Below are 17,849 nucleotides of genomic sequence, written 5' to 3'. Positions count from 1 at the left end.
GCTAACATGTGACAGCGGTCCTCGAAGTCTGTGGATTGGCCGGGCGGACCCCTTTTTGGGTCACGACACCGACATAGGCCCACAACTGAACCGGGCTCACTCAGGATGACCTGATGCTGACCGGGGAACCAGTGCCACAACTACAAGCGGCAGCTCAAGGCGGGCACCTAAACTCCGTGCTCTACGTAGATCACCGAGTCGTTTCACTCCCCCGGGGGCACCGGTGTCGCCCGCCGGCCCCTCGAGTTCGGCGCTAGGCCCAGTGCCACCAGGCTCTCGGCACTTCGGGAGACTTGCTGAGTGATGGCTGCGGCGGGGTTCCGAGAACTGAGGCGACGTCGTCACCAACCGGATGACAGCCGTATGGGTCGGCCGTATGGGCCGGCGGGAGATGTTCGATTCTGAAGGTGGGCGATCGCGTACCGACGACCCGTTGGGCTGAGGAAGCAAGAATGAACGCTTAGTGCGGCTGACAGGAGTCCTGGCAATCGCGCTGAGACGGCAGACTTACGTAAACGACTCCAGATCGCACCGTGACGAGCTGTCACCCATTTTGGCCCTAGGGGATAGGAAAACTCAATTTCGTCGTTCTGCGGGGAACTGGGAGGCGGTTTCGATTTGCGCAGGTCAACGGTGCGCAAATGCTGTCGTGATCCGGTAACTGTAGTCACGCGCTGGCTCTCGACGCGCACCGCTGGCCGGTGGGGGAGCGGAGAACCGCGGCGGAGTAGATCTTCTGACCCAATCGGCGAACTACTGATGGCCCGCTTGAGGCGCGCCTGTGACTCAGTCGGTGCCGCTTCTACCGACAGGCCGACGGCTTGTCGATGCCTGCCGGTTAGCCCGCTCTATGTTGCTGCTGCGAGGGCTGCGCAGCACGAACTGCGTCCAGCAAGCGAGTGAACTCGCTTGCCAGAACACTCCCGTCTGAAAGCCCCAGGAGCACACCTTCCGCGCGGGCAACGGCTGTGTCTAAGCCAGCGACTGACGAGGGCTCCGGGTTGGACTTGGGTGACGCGGACGAATCGAACGCCGCAAGGTCGCGTTCGAGCATCTGCGCCATCTCGCGATGATGCTGAAGTTGCGCGGAAATTCGTCGAGCGGCGTTCTCGGCGGAGCGCCGGCAGGCATCCGAGCAATAGATTCGAGGCCGACCACGACCCGCGGTCCTACGAAACTCCTTTCGGCACTGCGGGTCAGCGCAGTACGCCGTCACTACCGGAGCTTTGGTCGACCGGTTCTCGATAGCTGCCGGAACTGGCGTGGGTGCGCCAAGGCGCCCACGCCGGCCGTCAGCGGACCGATCCATCCACCCAGTGTGGCATAAATTCGCGCGAAAATACAGCCGCACAACGCAGGTGACCTGCGGAGATGCGAGAACCGCCCTACTCGATGTCCCCTGACCCGCCGTCCAGCACCAACATAAAATCGCGCGGAATTAGCGCTCATACAATTACACCGATGTGATTCGAGCCGACGAGGGGGTGTGATGACTGCAGGACGCGCAGGCAGCACCGGTCCTAGGGTGGCCGCTGCACCGCGGCTCGATCGTCCCTGCGGAAGATCGTGCTCGAGCTTGCGCAGTTCTTCAGCCCAGCACCACGATCGGCCCCTACTCCCGACGACGGTCGATCAACGCCGGTGCCGCGCCTTCGACGCGAACCAGATCTTTCCTACCCTGCGCCACCTTCACGCTGCGCGCCTAGCATCGCCAACCCAGAAGGGAGCCTCCGAACCTTCCGAACGCTGACATCTGAATAACGCGCGAGGTCCAACACAAGGACCCCCCCGATTACCAGTCGGAGGGTCCTTGATCTGAAGTTTCGAGACTGAGTTACCAGCTCGGTCTCACGGGCTCTCGCCCATCCCCGAAGGGACTGTCTTGCCGGACAGATCTCAGGGTAGCGTGCGCCCTCTAGGAGTGCCCGCAATCCCTGTGCTCCGCGTGTCGCACAACCACACGCGGGGAATCGACTGCATTCGTCCGCAGCACTCACCCACTAGTGGGTGGACATGCTGAGTGAATGGAGGCAGTGGTCGCCCCGCTCCACAGTGCGTGTCGACGCAACAAATGAACACAGATACCGATCAGCACCATGGCCAGAACGAATGCCACCGGTGCCTATCGCGACGTATCTAGCGGACCGCCATTCCCGGTACACGCTGCTCGCATTCGACCTGGATGCAGGACCGTACGGTCCCGAGGCCGTTGCTGTGGATGCCAACGTACTTACCGGCGTCCTAACCGACTTGGGTGTGAGCCACCTGCAAGTGCAGTCGGGGCCCTCAGGAGGGCGGCACATCTGGGTGCGCGTCATTGACCCAGGGATACCCGCGGAGAAAGTCGCCGACCTTGCTCGTAGGCTGCGCGCGCACCTTCCAACCCTCGACATCTCTCCGCTTACCAACCCCGTGTCGGGCGCAGTTCGGATCCCCGGGTCTGTGCACCGGTCGGGCGGCAACGCGACGCCACTATTGACCGGACGGGAACTGGGCAACGCCGTCAGGGACATGCAGGCTCGGCCGGCGCCACCCGACCTAGCTGAGTGGCTGATAGCGAGGTTCCCAACAACCGCGCGGCAAAACTCCACGCAGCGCACTACGACTATCGGCCTACGTCTGGTCGGGCAGGGGCCTGCCACACGGGTTGATCGCGCGCGAACCGAACTATCCTCAACTACGGCTGAGCGCCTAGCCACGCGGCTCACAGCCGCCGACGATCGCTCGTCACACGCGTGGTCGATCATGCTCGGGATGGCCGCTAGCGGTTGGTGTTGGACTGATGTGCTTCAACATCTGCACAAGCCTGGACTCGTCCGCTTGCGCGAAGACCTCCGCCAGAACGAGGCGCACGCCCTCACGCAATGGCATAAAGCACTGCGTACTGCTGCCGAGACAGCGTGGCCAAGAGCGCAAGGCGACCACACCGTCGACGACCCAGTCCGCACTCACATTGAGGCTGTCTTCGCTGCAGCGAACTCAGATCCCGCAACTTGGGCACGGAAGGGGTGGGCCAGTGCTGAACGGGTCCTGCACAGCCTCCTCGTTGTGTGCGCTCAGGCGCACACAACGACCGTGAACATCGACGTTCGCCGGCTAGCCGAAGCCGCTAACGTTCACGCCGCAACAGCATCGAGGGCACTTCACCGCCTCCAGGCAGAAGGCTGGATCAGACGAGTCGCTGAGGCGCAGGGGACAGAGTCGGCAACCTGGGAGCTCGCACATGTTGCGTTTGACACAGCTGCAACACAAGGGGAAACACGCCCCCCGTTTGCCAGCTCCACCCTGCGACTCCACCATGCCCACCACGACATCTGGGTTTGGCGAGAAGGTCTAGGCGGAATCGCCGAGAGGATCCATGCAGCCTGGCAGGGTGGTCACGTATCCGTGATCGGTCTTGTGAGTGCCACGGGTTACTCCAGCCGGTGCGTCCGTGCGTGGCTTCGCTACTTCCGGGAGCTGAACCTACTGACTCCCTCCAGGGATAGGTGGGACGAAGTAGCCGTCGCATTCGGATCTTACGGCGCAATGGTCCGACGGGCACAGAGCCATCTCGTCGATCGACTGGTTCGCGACTGGTGGGATGAAGAACTTAGCTGGCGAAAGCAAAGAGGGAAGCGAAGGTATCGAGGTCCGGGCAGAGTGGCAACGGATCCGCAAGCGATCGCACTGCCAATCGCAGCGCCCTCGCGGACACGGTATGGGCGGTTCCCGACGCGGCCCAACGGGAAGGTCGACTATCCGTTGGCTCGTTCGTTGGTGCGTAGTCACATGCAGACAAGTAACGCTGCTTAGGTGTCACCGCGATCATCAGGACTCTGCGTGACAGTCCGACATCACGCCACAGCGAAGTTCCCGCGGGGTCTAAAGAGATAGTGCTGGGCCGGATTGGACGCCTGCTCACGCTGGCACACCTCCGTTGGCGGGCCGTTGATGATCGGCCGGGTGTCGGGTGTCGGGCGTCGAAACTCGGGAACCTTTAGGTGACTACACAGCAACTGACGGGTGTAAGGGTCGCCGCAGCGGCCACCTCTCACCCGATTGGAGAACCAACCTATGGCAACAACTTCGACTCGTCTGCTCGCCGGCGCTGTGCTTGCAGCGGGCCTCGCGGGCCTCGGAGCGGGTGTCGCGACCGCGGCGACGGGCCCGTGGGTTTCGGACTTCGGAATCAACCATGTGCATGGTGGTGCCACCGAAAGTCAGGAGCCCTTCACCTTCAAATTCGGTGCGGAGTACGGCGATCCAGTTGGCAACGACGACTTCACTCGTCGTGGCTACGGTGATCCGATCGGTGACGCTGGGCAGTTGAAGGTTTTCCGCCCCTGACATTCGGGGTGGGTTCGGTGCCCGGACCCGCGGTGGCGGGTCCGGGCACCTCTGTCTGCGGGGAGATGACGACGACGTGTGCGATGTCGTCGGTCAGTGTGCTCGTTGGTCGGCGGTCGTCAGGATCAGGTATTGGGCCGAGGCTTGTTGGTGAGCATCGGTTTTGGTGTTGCCGATGACCTGGGCGCCGTATCGCCCGACAGTCAGTGCGCAGCTGTGTGCTTGGCTTGTTGGGTGCTTTTGGCAGGTGGCGGTGGGCAAGCCTGGTGGGTTGTCGGCGCCGGTCCAGCCTCGGGTGCGGTTGGACCCGAGGAAGCTGTCGAGATAGGTGCGCGCGCCCTCGGCGGTGTCCGCGCGGAAGACCGCCGAGTTCTCCACTGCGTTGGCATCCGAGCCGATCTTGGTCAGCACCTCGAAGTCGGTGACGGGGTCGGTGCTGGTGTGGGCGATGCCGCGTGGCCCGTACACCGCTCCGCGGTCAGGGGAGTCGGGGTTCGCCCGCAGGTAGGCCGCGGTGAACGGCAGCGCGTAGATGAGGATGGCGTCGGGGTCGATCAGCGGAGTTTCACCGTCGGGGGTGGGCGTGAACTCGTCGATGTAAATCTTCTGCTGAGTGATCGCGTTGGCCATACGCACCAACGACTCTCCGCTGCGGAACTGCGTCGTGGGGCCGTAGTACCGATCGAAGAACACATACGAGTCGTGAGCGGTGACAGCCAGGATCGCTGTGGACGCACCGAAATCTTGGATGACAGTTCGGGTGCCCGGCGCCCCGTCGAGCGGCACGATGGGCTTGTTGTCGATTTCGGCGACCGCGGCACTCATTTGCTCAGCGGCGGCGGAGGCGTCGGCAGGGTTGCGATATTTCAGGACCGCATGCCGCAGCAGGTGACGAGCAGCCCCGACGTTGGCATCCCCGTTGTCGGCGGTGGTGACAAATCCGGTGATGAACTCCGCGTTGGCCGGAACGTCGGCCGCGCCCGGGACGACCGCGCGCCCGATCCCGGCAGCGTCGTCGAACTCGCCGACAGGCCATTGCCCATGTGTGAGATCGGGATTGACCTCGAACGGCGCCAGCACGAACTGCGCCATCCGGGTCGCCTCGACCCGCTCGGGGTCGGTGACCGCGCGCCCGAACGGGGCTCGCGCCCGGGTGGGGTAGTCACCGGTGTCGAGGGCATCAACCTGCACGGCAGGGTCGGTGAATGTGGCTGAGCTGGGCTGCCCGTCGACCGTGCAGCCGGCCAGCACTGCGGTCACCGCCGCGGCCGCGGCGATGGAGCGACCGAGGTAGCTGCGCGTCATCGTCGCCTCTCGTCCCGTCTACTTGGCGTTCTGGTCGGCCTTGGTGAGGATCAGATATTGAGCCGCGGCTTTCTGGTAGACGTCAGTCTTGTTGGGCGACTGCACTTCTCCGACGTAGCGGCCGACCTGCACCTTGCAGTGATAGATCGTGTACTTGCCGTCAGCGCTGGATTGGGCAGAGCAGTTGGCGGCCGGCAGCCCGGGCGGTGCGTCGATCTTCTGATCGTCGGCTTCGCTCGTAGCGGCCAGCGTGGCGGCCTGCTCCTTGGTGTCGGCACGGTAGACGATGGAACGCTCGATCGCGTTCGCGGTCGAGCCGGCCGCACGCAGGTCGTTGAAGATGCCGGCCGGGTCGGTGGAGAAGTGCGACAAGCCACGCGGCCCGTACACCGCGCGCATGCTCTGCTGTGGTCGGCCGGTGATGCCGTTTTCCATCTCGGTGTCGGTGTAGGGCAGGGCGTAGATGAGGATGCTGTTCTCGTCTATCTTTGGCGGCTGGAATCCTCCGCCGTTGCCGCGGGCGGCGTTCTCCGCAGCCGTGGGGGTGCGCGGGAATTGGTCGATCAGCGCCGACTGCAACGTGATTGCTTTGCGGGCCATCGGCTCGAGCTGGTCGGAGTGGGCGGCCAGGGAGGAGGCGAACTCGTAGATCACGTACACCCCGTGCGGGGTGTAGGTCGTGAAGTAGCTCTTGTCGTTGCGGGTGGTCTCGAGGGCGTAGGCACCCTCGACCCCCGGCAGGCTGGTGACCGGGCTGTTCTGCTGGCGGGCGCTGACCTGGGCGAGTTGCTGCGCGGCGGCGCGGGCATCAGCGGCGGTTTCGTAGCGCAGCACCATGTTGTGCAGGCCGCGCGGGTTGTCACGTTCGGTCGGCGCGGTGGTGAACAGGGACGAGAACCCGCCGAGCAGTGCGTCGTTTGCCGGGATCACCGCCGCGTCGGCGTTGATGTGTGGCACCAGGTTGCGGCGGCTGGTGATCGGTGCGTTGGATTTGTCCGGGGCGGTCAGGTCCGGGTCGACCTCGAAGGGCACCACGATGAACTGTGCCATCCGCTGGCTTTCGACCTGCACCAGTTGTGAGTCGTCGGCAACACCGAACGGTGGGCGCGGTTCGGTGGGGTAGGCGCCCGGATCGAGGGCGGCCAGATCGACCGTCGGCTCGGCGCTGCCGGTTGTTGAGGATTCGGGTGCGGGTTCGCCGCCGGTTGAGCATGCGGCCAGCATGCCCGCGGTGACCGCGGCTGCGGCCGCGAGTGGGTACCAACGCTTCATCAGGGTCTCGTTTCTCTCCTGCAGCCCCTGCGGCGGAGGACCAACGACCTCACCCGGGCCACCGCTGCACACTGGTGTTGTTCCAGTGTGTTGCTGCGCGAACCCCGAACGGTTCCCCCGAAACCCGGATCTGCACGATCCTCTTGTTCGGCTGCAGAATAGTGCGCCCGCTGTCGTGCCTGCACAGTCGGGTCTGACATCGGGCGGTCGGTGCCCCATTCGAACGGTCGAAACCACCCGTCTCGACCCCTCAGCTCGTGGGACACGCGCTTTAGGGTCGAGGCGTTCTCGATTCCCGGATGAGGAGCCCCCTCTTGATGCCTATCTCGACTCGTGGTGTGCGCGCGGCGGTGACCGCTCTGGCCGTGGTGGCTGCTGGTGCTGGGCTGCTGGTGGCGCCGGCACCAGCCCAGCCGCCGAGAACGTCTACGGTGCGATCGCGATCTCCCAGCGCACCGGCAACACCGCCTATGCGATCAACTACGCCACCGCGTCGGCGGCCAAGCGGGCCGCCGAAGCGAAATGCCGGGCGTCGGATTGCCGGTGGGTGGTGCAGATGGCCCGCAACTGCGGTGCGGTCACCCAGCAGCCCCGCACCTTGCGGTGGGGGTGGGCCTACGCCCCGACCCGACGGTCCGCGGAGGTAGCCGCGGCGAATGAGTCCGGGCCGGGGTCCCGCACGATCATCTGGGCCTGCACCGCCGGCGCCTGACACCCACCGTTTTGCGTTGCCCTGCCGCGTCGACCAGCATGCTTTCCATGACCGGTCGGGGGAACGGCGGCACCGCTACGAGACGATGGTCGGCGTGAACGCGCCCGCAGCACCCCAGACGGGGGTTGACGCGGCCGCGGCGGCGGTCGTGGCTGAGGCGGGAAAAGTGCTGCGCGCCTACAAACACGACGCCGTCGCCGACCTCGCCGAGACGAAACTGCACCGCGCGCCGCAGCGCACCGTGGTGGTGGCCGGCGAGGTGCAGCGCGGCAAAAGTTCCCTGGTCAACGCCCTGGTCGGCTACCGCGACCTATGCCCGGTCGGCGTTGATGTCACCTCCTCGGTCGCGGTGTCGGTCACCACCACCGGTGATCTGCCCGTCGCCCATGCCGCCGAGTTGTTCTTTCCCTCCGGTCCGCGCCCGGCCGAGATCGGCGAGCTGACCGACTGGGTGACCACCGGCGGGCGCATGGTGTGTGATCGCAGCGTTGAGGAGCTGCCCACTGCGGCGGCGATCGCACTGCGCGAGGCGGCGGTGGCCGAGATGACGCTTATCGACACCCCCGGTGTCGGCGGCCTGGACCCCGGCTTGGCGAAACTGGCCGCGCACTCCACCCAGCAGGCGTGCGTGCTGGTGCTGGTCTGCGATGCCTCCGCCCCGATCACAGCCCCGGAGATGACCTTCGTCCGCGAGGCCACCGCCGGCGTCGATGCCGTCGTCGTGGCCGTGACCAAAACCGACAAACACCTGGGACGCTGGCGGGCGATCGTCGCCGAGAACCAGCGGCTGATCACCGAGCACCTGGGCCGGGTGGTGCCGGTGATCGGGGTGTCGAGTCTGCTCGCCGTCCTGGCCGCCGAGACCCCCGACCCGCAGGCGCGTCACCGCCTCGAGGCCGACTCCGGGATCGCCACCCTGCGCGCGGCGATCACCGACCGACTCGACGCCGCCGCGGCCGCCCCGCACCTCGATGCGGTCCGCACCTGTCTGGACGGGCTGCGCACCGTGCGCACGACCATCGCCGACGAGCTCGCCGCGCTAAGCGCCGGCGCTCAGGCGTTGCCGGACCTGACCGCCGAACGCGACCGGCTCACCGACCTGCACGCCCAATCCCGCCAATGGGAGCAATATCTCGCCCGGGACCTGACCCTGCTGCGGCAATCAGCGGTCGATGACCTCGAACGCCGCCTCGATGGGGTGCGCGAGAAGTGGACCACCTACATCAACAGCAACGGCATGGCCGTGTTGCGGCGCAGCGAACAGAAGTTCACCGCCGACATGCAGGTCGATCTGCAGATGGCGATGGCCGAAACCCTCGCCGGGTTCCTGCACGAGCTGCACGACACGATCATCACCCCACGCTTCGCCGACGACCCCACGGTGTGGGAACAGATCAGCGACCGCATCGTCGCCTCGATGCAGGACAAGAAGATCGAAACCCACCAGGTCACCAGCAAACGCCAAGGGCTGCTCGACCCCACCCTGTTGACCATGGGTGTGGTCGGGTCCTCCACCCTCGGCGGGCTTGTCGGGCTTTCAGCGCTGATGGGCGTCGGCGCCGTCATCGGCGCGGTGTGGGTCGGAGTGAACTTGAGCTTCCGGGCGATCCGCGCCGGCAAAACCAACCTGCTGGCCTGGCTGCGAGAAACCCTGGCCGCCACCAAGACCGCCACCGGCCGACTCCTCGATAGCGCCGTCGCCCAAGCCCGCCCCGACATCGTCATCCGCTACCGAGATCACCTGCGCGCCACCATCGAACAGCTGCAAACCACCATCACCCACGTCCAGGAGGCCGCAGCCGCCGACGCCGCCACCCGCGAGAAATCCACCCAACGCCTCACCTCGAACCTGGCCATCGTCGACAAACGCATCACCGCCGCCCAAGCACTCCTCGACGGAGACCCGACATGAGCAGCGGGACACCAGTTTCGGTGCACACCACGCTCGACCGTGGGCTGCATCAGCTGGCCGCGCTCGGCGGGGACTGCGTCGACCACGCTAATGCGATCGGCACCATCTTGTGGTCACCGCCGCGCGTCGTGGTCGTCGGCCGGCTCAAAGCGGGCAAATCCACGCTGGTCAATGCGCTGATCGGCGCCCCGGTCGCCGAGACCGCCGCCCTGGAGGCCACCAACGTCGTCACCGTCTACCGCGACGGGTCCCCGTCGCGGGCAGAGGTCCTCGCCCTCGACGGCACCCGCCACCGCGCCGCGCTGCGCCCCGGCGCCGGGATCGAGTTACCGATCCCGTCGGCCGAGGTCGCCTACGTCGACCGGTGGTTGCCCTCGGCGGCGCTGCGCGAACTCACCCTCATCGACACCCCCGGCCTGTCGACGCTGACCGCCGCCAACGACGCCGCCACCCGCCGGGTGATGATCGACGGCTTCGAACAGACCCGCACCGCCTCCATCGATGCCGACGCCGCGGTGTTCCTCTTCGACGCCGCACCCCGCGTCGATGAGATCGAGTTCCTGCACCGGCTGCCGTTCACCCCGTTGACCATGCTCGGGGTGCTCTCGCGCGCCGACTCCTTCGGCGAAGGCGCCTTCGGCCGCCGCGACCCGCTCACCCACGCCGCCGCCCACGCCGCCGCCATGGCCGGCCCACTGGCCGGGATCGTCCACACGATCGTCCCGGTGTCCGGGCTGATGGCGCAAACCAGCCACACCGGCATGCTGACCGAACGCCACGCCGCGCTGCTCGCCCAGCTCCGCGACGTCCCGCCGCTAGAGGTGCTGCGGATCTTCGACTCCGAGGACCCTGCCAGCGGGGGAGTGCCGCCGGCTGACCGGCGTGAATTGCTCGCCCTGCTCGGCGAATACGGTGCTCTCAACGGTCGCCGGGTCGCCGCCGACGGCGCCGCAGCGCTCAGCACTTGGCTGGCCGAACGATCCGGGATCGCCGCCCTGCGCCACGCCCTGACCGCGGCCACCGGACGGTTCGCCGTGCTGCACCGCGCCCACCGCATCCTGGCCCGCCTCGATCAACTGGCCTTCACCCATCCCGCCCGCGACCACATCCGCACCCTGACCGCCGGTCTACGTGCCGACCCGGCCATGGCCGCGGTGACCGTGCTCGAGGACTACCAGCGCATGCTCGACGTCGACCCCGACGCCGCGGTCACCGACGAACTGCGCACCATCCTCACCGCCACCACCCCCGCCGGCCGCGTCGGCCTCGACGGCCACCCACCACCGGCCGCCGTCACCGCCGAAGCCCACCGCCGCCTGGCCGCCGCCCAGCAACGCAGCCTGGCCACCCGGTCGGCGGCCGAGGACGCCGCCCTGGTCACCCTCATCCGCACCTACACCGCTCTGGCCGCCGGCCACTGACACCCCTCCCGCACAGGACGATCCGACACCATGACATCTGCCACCCAGACATCTGCCCCCCACGCCTGGTCGCTGGCGATCGACTTCGGCACCTCAAACTCGGCGGCCGCGCATTCGGGCGCCACCAGCCGCAGCATCGAAGCGCTCGCGCTGACCCACGCCAGCAACCTGATGCCCTCGGCGGTGTTCGTCGACACCGCAGGCACTGTCCTCGTCGGGGGTGCCGCCCTCAACTCCGCCGCGCAGAACCCGGCCGGGTTCATCGCCTCACCCAAACGCCTCATCGGTGCGCAACCGGCCGTCGCAGCCAACGGGCACACCCTGCCGATCTACGCCCTCGTCGCCGCCGTGATGCGCACCATCATCGGCCGCGGGGTCGCCGCACACGCCGGCACCATGCCCGACCGGGTCGTGCTCACCCACCCCGAAGCGTGGGCGCCCCAACAGATCCAGGTCCTCACCGACGCCGCGAGGGCTGCCGGCATCCCGGCCGAGCGGATCACCACGATCTCCGAACCACGCGCCGCGGCCGGGCACTACTCCCGCTCCCACGCCCTGCAACACGGCACCAGGATCGCGGTGTTCGACTTCGGCGGCGGCACCCTCGACATCGCCGTCCTCGAGGTCACCCCCACCAACACCTTCCAGGTCATTGCCGCCCGCGGCGACAACGGTTTGGGCGGCAAGAACTTCGACGCCCTGCTGCAACGCTGGGTCGAGGACCGCCTCGCCGACCGCGACCCCGACCACGCCGCCTGGCTGCGCCGCACCGCCCCCATCGACGCCATCCAGTCCCTGCAGGACTCCATCCAGCAGGCCAAAGAGCTGCTGTCTGAAACGCCGTCGGCCACCATCTCCGTGCCCGGCCCCAGTGAACGCACCACCCTGCAGATCACCCGCGACGAGTTCGACGAACTCATCACCCCCGCCGTCGACGCCGCCGTCCAGCTGACCCGAACCACCCTCGCCGACGCCGGACTGACCCACCCCGACCAGCTCACCGCCCTCTACCTCACCGGCGGGTCCTCCCGCATCCCCCTCATCCAGCAACGCCTCGGCGAACTCGGTCCCGTCGCCACCCTCGACGACCCCAAAACTGTTGTCGCCCAGGGCGCATTGCTCACCGTGTTGGCGGACTCGGCGCCCACACAGCCCCGCGGCATCCCCGAAGCCGCCGACCTCATGCCGACCTGGCACACCCAACCCCGCACCCTGCGCTCACCAGCCCAGCCCACCTCCTCGCGGCGACGCTGGCTGCGCATCGGCGCCGCCGCGGTCGCCGTCATCGCCGCCGCCGCGATCGTGACCACCATCGTCACCACCGCCAGCGGCAGCGACGACGACCCCACCGATGCACCCCAGGCCACCCAAACCTTGGGCACCGACACCACCGCCGCCGGGCCCACCGGGGAAGACGGCGGGCCGATCCTCACCGACCCTGACCAAATCCGCCAGCAACTGCCCGGCGCCCTGCAATCCCAGATCACCGACTGCACCAACGGCAGCTTCACCGACAACGGCGCGCTCAAGCTGGACTGCACCCTCAACGAGAACGGGACCTTCAGTGGCCTCAAGATTGCGGGCGGCCTCTCACCCTCGTTGCGGATCCACATCAACGTCGACGACAACGAAGCCGCCCGCGAGGTTCGTAACCTGCGTAACGGGGTCTACAGCGCCGGTAAGGGCACTGTCGTCGAAGACACCAACCGCCAGGCGGCCGCCGAGATCGCGCCGAGCCTGAGCGACAACGAATACGACATCAGTTACGCCAACACCGGTACCGGAGTGATCCTTTCGGTCGCCGAGCTGTCCTCGGTAGAGAATGCCCGTACCTTCCTCACCCGCTCCGGCCTCATCAACTGAGTGCGCAGAGGTGTCGACGTGATCGGGCAAGCCCACCGTGAAGGACTGGAATGACGAAGTCGATCGAGCGCGCGATCGTCCGTGCGGTCGCCAGTCGGATCGCCCAGCTCGATGACGGGCCGCGCTACGCCTCCTATGCGATCGCCGGACTGGTTCTCGCGGCCTGCGCGCTCCTGCTCCCGGACTACCTCATCGTGGTCGTATTCCCGCTGGGGCTCGTTGCTTTCGGCTTCCTCGTTGCGGCTATCGCTGGTGCTTATCCGGCAGAGAAGATCGCGTTCTGGTCGGGGCTGACCTTCGGCCTGGCGGCCGATTGCATCTGGCTAGGCCTGGTATTCGACGGGGTTCTGTGAGTCTGAAACGGCAGTTACCCACAGGCCCAGTCAAATACGTTCGATTCGAGGTCGTACTGGAGGGTGCCGGTGCCGATGTTCATCCCGGGAAGTTCGAACAGGTCGAGATAGTACGGGGTGAGTCCGTCGGGAATCCACTGGGAGGGAAAGACTGTGCCGCCGAGGTGATTGAACCACTGAAGTCTGTCGGCCCAGTCGTGGGAGTCGCCGTCGCCCCAGGTGCTGAGGTACGGAGTCTCTGTGGTGGCGTCACGTTCGACGGGGGCGATCCCGGCGTTGGGGTCGTTGCGGCGCGGCGTGAGGCGCACGAGCATCGGCGGGTCGTCGTGGTTCCACGCATGGCGGGGCAGTCCGTCGTGGGCATGTTCTCCGGGACGTCGGCGGTCTGCCGGTGGTGAGCCGATCTGAGTGAGTTCATCGGCGGTGAGCCAAATGGCTGCGAAGTAGAGATCAAGGATGTCCGTGAGGAGAATCTGCTGGGGGTGGGGGCGGTGATGGTGCAGGTCGATGATGAACGGATCGGCCGGATCGGGGGTGTCGGGTAGCGGCATGAATGCCTCGCCGGCTCCCTGGAAAAGCGCAATTCCTGGGAGGTCAGGGCCGTGTCGGCGGAAGTGGTCGGGGAGCCACAGGGTGATGATGTGCATCATCGGCATCCCCGTCGTCGGATCGCGCGGCCACTGCTGAGGTGCGATCCCCGGACCGACCGGTCCGATCCGGCCGGCGGGAACCGAATGCTGGGCCGCCCAGCTGGCCGGATCAACCCGCGAGTCTTCGGACGTGTGACCCGGGTAGGCCCACAACCCGCCGTCGCCGTCTTCGAACACCATGTCGTAGACGGTGAACCCACCGTCGGGGTCGCGCTCGAAGACGGGCTCGGTGAGAGTCGTGAACACGTGATCAGCCATCTTGCGCGTGGCCTCCTGGGATCGTCCGTGTATCGGCAGGGGGGTGACGAAGCGACCGATACGCATTGCCGGGTTGTGAGTGTAGGTGTGGGCGCGTGCAGACGATTGGCCGTCTGCACACACCCGGAGCGGGCGATACGCTGCTGGCGTGGATGCGAACGATCGAGGTTCGATGCCGTTGAGCTACCGAAATGTCCAGCCGGACGGTATGGCCGTCGAACCTCGTCCGCAAGTGATAGCCGCTCGTGCCGCCGACATTGTGGCGACCGAGCGAGGCTCGGTCGACGCCGTCGCCGAGGCTACGGCCGAGTTGCCCAGCTACGTCGCCGAAGTGACCAAATGGGACCTGGTGGCCGCCGTGGAGAAGACCGCCGACAGCATTGCGCGGAGCCGCCACCCGCTGCTCGGCGATGTTCTCGGGCCGGGTCCGGTGCCGTGGGCATGCTGGCAGGGCGAGCTCGTCGAGCCGTGGCCGATCCTTGCCGACGCTGCAGCCCATCTCGGTTCGGCGCTGCCGTCACGGCACCGGTATGTCGGGCACTGGTCGGCGACGACCGACTGAACGAGAACTGCGGGTGGACGCCGAACGTCCACCCGCAGTCATCGGTTCAGGCCACCAGGACTGGCGGTCAGGGCCAGGTGAAGTTGCCTGTGCCGCCGATGATGACGTCCTGGCCGTCGATACCGAAGTCGTAGGTCGTCAGTCCGTCGTCGCCGTGCTGCAGTTCGATCGGGGCTGCCGAGGCCAGCCCGCCGCCCATCAGCGACAGTGCACCGGCCGCCGCGACGGCCGCCACGGTGGACCCAATCGTCTTACGCACTCGCGCCTTACCTACTCGCATCTGAGTGTTCCTTTCGTCATGCCAGCTCTTTGGCTGGGCTTCGGTGTTCTGCACGTCTGCGGTCGCAGATCGTGCGAGGCGCACGGGTTGTGCGTCCATAGAATGGGTTGCTCCTGGGGTGGTGGAATGTTCCCGCCGAACAGCAGATTTGGGGCCGATTGGTTTACAGGTAGACGACGCGGCCGTAGACGGCGTTGCCGTCGTTGGCTTTCGGGGTGCTGGTCTTGAGGATGGCGTAGGAGCGGACCGCGACCGGGCCCGCGCACCCGTCGATGCTGATGTGGCCTTCGCGGGTGGTGGTCGACGCGCGTCCGGCGCCGACGGCCTTCTTGTCGAAGGTGACGGTGGTGATCTTGCCCGGTGACATCGTCACCGACAGACTCGGCTGCAGCAGGGCCTGCGGACTGATCGACAGGTTTCCACTGGGTCCGGCCGCGCTGATACCACCACCACCGCTGCCACCGATGCCCAGGCTCGCCCCGACACTGCCGGTCACCGATTCCAGCTGCACCGCGCATCCGATCATGTACCCGGCCTCGAGTTCACCGGTGATCGCTGCTCCGGCCTGCCCGGCCGGCGGCGTCAGCGTGGACACCGCCCGCATCGACATGAACGCTTCCCGCGACGTCGGCACCGAGGACAGCGGCGCGACCTTCTGCACCTTCTCGTGGGTGGAGGCGATCGAGGCCTTCCAGCCGTCGTCGGTGACCCAGCTGCGCTGATGCCCCGGCTGGGCCTCGGCGGTGCCGGCGGCGAACCCGCTCGCGACGGCGCCCATCGACACGGCGGCAACGGCAATGGTCATGGCGGTCTTGTTCATCGGAGTGTCCTCTGGTCCTGGCGCAGCGAATCGCCGCGCCCTGTGCTGGCAGTCCCGCCTCGTTCATCGGGGCGAGAAATGTGCTCTGCGTGAGCAACTGAGGATTGGTTGCCTCGGAGAACCGAGAATGTTCCCGGCAGCACGATGCAGGATCAACGCCGTTAGGCAGGCGGGTGTGTTGTCGGCGTGATCGCCGCCCGTTCGGCCCTAGGGTGGCGGCGGGGCAGCCGCTAGAAGAGCGTGCTGTGGGGGTCGACAGTAACGAGGAGTGGTTGTGGAGCTGGAGCACGTGCAGTACGAACACCGTACGGCTGATTTCATCGCTCTCACTGGCGCATTCGCATCATTCGAGCCAGAGCATTATCAGAGCTGGTACACCGGCCAGCATCGGTTGAGTATCGGCATCCAGGACACCAAGAACTACACGCTCAGCTACGAACCTGGTAAGCCGGGGTTCGACCCGCCGCGGCTTCCCGAGTTGACGTTCCTGATCCCTGATGCGCCGGCCCCGGTGGTCGTCGACCTCATCACTCACGACGCCGAGCCGACCCTGTTGGATGCTGCCGACGGCTGGGTCCATGTCGAGCAAGGTGGCGCCGAATTCGGCTACCTGCCTGTGACGATGCAGCCTCTGGTGTGGTCGTCGCCGAGCGAACACGAGCGCATCAAGCCTCTGGTGCACACGATTTTTGGTCCATGGAACATGGTTCGCGTGTCCTGCCGGGACCGGCGACCCTCCGATCCCGTCGTGCAGGTGCGTGTCGACATCTGGCCGATCCCCGGGCCGGCCGGCCTCGAGGTCATCCGCTACACGCCGACCGGCCGCAACACTCCGGCCGCGTCACACGCCCCGGCCCAGCCCGCCGAGGTGCGAGAGCGCATCGACGCCGCCGTGGCGGCCGACTCTGCGACCTCGGTGTCTGGGCCGCTCGACGCCGACCATCTGACAGGCCTGTCCCTGCTGATCCGCGGTGATTTCAGCGATCCCGAAGGGTGGACGACGGTGGCGAATGCGGCGCTGGCCCCCGATCCTGTCGACGGGTTCTCTGCCGATCTCACCCTGGTCGACGACCCCACCTACGACAACATCACCGTCGACGAGCTGGCGCACGCGATCGGGGAACCGCCGCCGTTCTACGTGTTCCTGTGCGATACCCAGACTCTGTCCCACCCCGACCACCCGATCCTGGCCATCAATCTCGACGGCGAGGACACCTCGAAACGGAGCGTGCGGGTCGTGCCCGCTGCGATGTGGTCGATCGAAAACAACCTCGCCCTGGCCAACATGGACTTCGCCGACTTCGTCGCGCCGCCGACACCGACGGCATCTTCCGCGGATTCTGACGCCGAGGCCGTCAAGCCCACACACAGCGATGCCCGACCCCTGGGGGTCGGCATCGCTGTGGTTGACCTCGGGCGGGGGTCAGACGAGGGCGTCGCTGTCGTGACCACCGGGGGTGGTGTCTTCGGGGGCGTCCGGGGTGTCGCTGTAGGTGCCGGTGTCGTCGCTGTAGAGGTCGAGCTCGCCGTCACCGTCGGTGTCCTGGCCGTAGACGTCAGCCTGGCCGTCGAAGTCAGTGTCAAGCGCGACGGCGTCGAACTGCCCGTCGCCGTCGGTGTCGACAGCAACGGCGTCGATGGCCCCATCGGCGTTGGTGTCGACGAGCAGGGTGTCGGGTGCGCCGTCGGCATCGGTGTCGAGGGTCTGGGTGACCAGTTGCCCGTCTTCGTAGGATCGACCTGGGTGAGGTCGCCGTCGGCATTGAGGTGGGCGACCTCGTCGACGACGCCGTCGCTGTCGAGGTCGCTGGCGATGACGGCGCCGCCGTCGGCGGTCGGTGCCGCGGCGGTGTCGACATGGCCGTCACCATCGGTGTCGGCCTCGACCAGGACGACCTCGCCGGCTTCGTCGTAGTGGACGTCGATGGCGTTGCCGGCGTCGTCGGTGGTGTGTACCACCTGGCCGGCCGGGCCGTCGGCGGCTTCCGGGGCGGGGGCGGGCGCATCGGCGGGGGTGGCGTCGGGGTTGTAGGGCTCGTCGGGGCTGATGATGGGGGCGTCGCTTCTGGGGGTACCGGACATGGTGCGTCCTCTTTCGAACTCGGTCTGTGA

The 17,849-nt window shown here is 66.8% G+C and carries 15 protein-coding genes; 10 read left to right on the top strand and 5 right to left on the bottom strand.

Going from position 1 to position 17,849, the window contains the following annotated elements:
* Positions 1-2,013 precede the first annotated feature (2,013 nt).
* Positions 2,014-3,795, top strand: coding sequence for a MarR family transcriptional regulator (locus BJF87_RS27165; RefSeq protein ID WP_396246690.1), 1,782 nt, complete (start codon positions 2,014-2,016; stop codon positions 3,793-3,795).
* Positions 3,796-4,056: 261 nt separating this feature from the next.
* Positions 4,057-4,329, top strand: a complete 273-nt coding sequence (locus tag BJF87_RS00420) for a hypothetical protein (RefSeq protein ID WP_139114228.1) — start codon at positions 4,057-4,059, stop codon at positions 4,327-4,329.
* Between the two features lie 93 nt (positions 4,330-4,422).
* Here BJF87_RS00420 and BJF87_RS00415 read toward each other — a convergent pair whose 3' ends face one another.
* Both BJF87_RS00415 and BJF87_RS00410 read right to left on the bottom strand, forming a co-directional pair.
* A complete protein-coding gene (locus BJF87_RS00415) occupies positions 4,423-5,634 on the bottom strand; it encodes a hypothetical protein (protein ID WP_075862431.1) in 1,212 nt (403 codons plus the stop codon).
* Between the two features lie 18 nt (positions 5,635-5,652).
* Entirely contained in the window at positions 5,653-6,906 is a 1,254-nt protein-coding gene (locus tag BJF87_RS00410; protein ID WP_058253235.1) for a hypothetical protein, read from the bottom strand.
* 175 nt (positions 6,907-7,081) lie between these two features.
* Between BJF87_RS00410 and BJF87_RS00405 the strand changes: the two genes are divergently transcribed.
* The 5 genes from BJF87_RS00405 (at position 7,082) to BJF87_RS00385 (ending at position 13,167) form a co-directional block, all read left to right on the top strand.
* Positions 7,082-7,618, top strand: coding sequence for a DUF4189 domain-containing protein (locus tag BJF87_RS00405; protein WP_075862430.1), 537 nt, complete (start codon positions 7,082-7,084; stop codon positions 7,616-7,618).
* Positions 7,619-7,703: 85 nt separating this feature from the next.
* Positions 7,704-9,530 (top strand): dynamin family protein, encoded by a 1,827-nt coding sequence (locus tag BJF87_RS00400; RefSeq protein ID WP_058253237.1) that lies wholly within the window; start codon positions 7,704-7,706, stop codon positions 9,528-9,530.
* Positions 9,527-10,951 (top strand): GTPase, encoded by a 1,425-nt coding sequence (locus BJF87_RS00395; RefSeq protein WP_058253238.1) that lies wholly within the window; start codon positions 9,527-9,529, stop codon positions 10,949-10,951. The genes BJF87_RS00400 and BJF87_RS00395 overlap by 4 nt, the downstream gene beginning before the upstream one ends.
* Before the next feature lie 30 nt (positions 10,952-10,981).
* A complete protein-coding gene (locus tag BJF87_RS00390; RefSeq protein WP_058253239.1) occupies positions 10,982-12,814 on the top strand; it encodes an Hsp70 family protein in 1,833 nt (610 codons plus the stop codon).
* Between the two features lie 50 nt (positions 12,815-12,864).
* Entirely contained in the window at positions 12,865-13,167 is a 303-nt protein-coding gene (locus tag BJF87_RS00385) for a hypothetical protein (RefSeq protein WP_058253240.1), read from the top strand.
* Positions 13,168-13,181: 14 nt separating this feature from the next.
* Here the strand turns inward: BJF87_RS00385 and BJF87_RS00380 are convergent, their stop codons facing one another.
* Positions 13,182-14,075, bottom strand: a complete 894-nt coding sequence (locus tag BJF87_RS00380) for a hypothetical protein (RefSeq protein WP_139114229.1) — start codon at positions 14,073-14,075, stop codon at positions 13,182-13,184.
* Between the two features lie 148 nt (positions 14,076-14,223).
* On the opposite strand from BJF87_RS00380, the gene BJF87_RS00375 reads away from it, so the two are divergent.
* On the top strand, positions 14,224-14,637 hold the full coding sequence (locus BJF87_RS00375; protein ID WP_139114230.1) for a hypothetical protein: 414 nt from the start codon (positions 14,224-14,226) through the stop codon (positions 14,635-14,637).
* Positions 14,638-14,704: 67 nt separating this feature from the next.
* Here the strand turns inward: BJF87_RS00375 and BJF87_RS25600 are convergent, their stop codons facing one another.
* Together BJF87_RS25600 and BJF87_RS00370 are read right to left on the bottom strand one after the other, a co-directional pair.
* Complete coding sequence (locus tag BJF87_RS25600) at positions 14,705-14,917, bottom strand: hypothetical protein (RefSeq protein ID WP_139319384.1); 213 nt, start codon at positions 14,915-14,917, stop codon at positions 14,705-14,707.
* 163 nt (positions 14,918-15,080) lie between these two features.
* Positions 15,081-15,737 (bottom strand): MspA family porin, encoded by a 657-nt coding sequence (locus BJF87_RS00370; RefSeq protein ID WP_058253243.1) that lies wholly within the window; start codon positions 15,735-15,737, stop codon positions 15,081-15,083.
* 274 nt (positions 15,738-16,011) lie between these two features.
* Between BJF87_RS00370 and BJF87_RS26015 the strand changes: the two genes are divergently transcribed.
* Complete coding sequence (locus BJF87_RS26015) at positions 16,012-17,652, top strand: DUF6924 domain-containing protein (RefSeq protein ID WP_158037438.1); 1,641 nt, start codon at positions 16,012-16,014, stop codon at positions 17,650-17,652.
* Positions 17,595-17,849: a hypothetical protein gene (locus tag BJF87_RS26010; RefSeq protein ID WP_075862429.1), complete on the top strand. Its 255-nt coding sequence runs from the start codon at positions 17,595-17,597 to the stop codon at positions 17,847-17,849. Before BJF87_RS26015 ends, BJF87_RS26010 begins: the two co-directional genes overlap by 58 nt.

Origin of the sequence: Gordonia sp. CNJ-863, from assembly GCF_001942325.1 — a bacterium.
Taxonomy (GTDB): domain Bacteria; phylum Actinomycetota; class Actinomycetes; order Mycobacteriales; family Mycobacteriaceae; genus Gordonia; species Gordonia alkanivorans.
The sequence above is the reverse complement of the archived record's forward strand: the minus strand, read 5'-3'. Positions and strand labels throughout refer to the sequence as shown.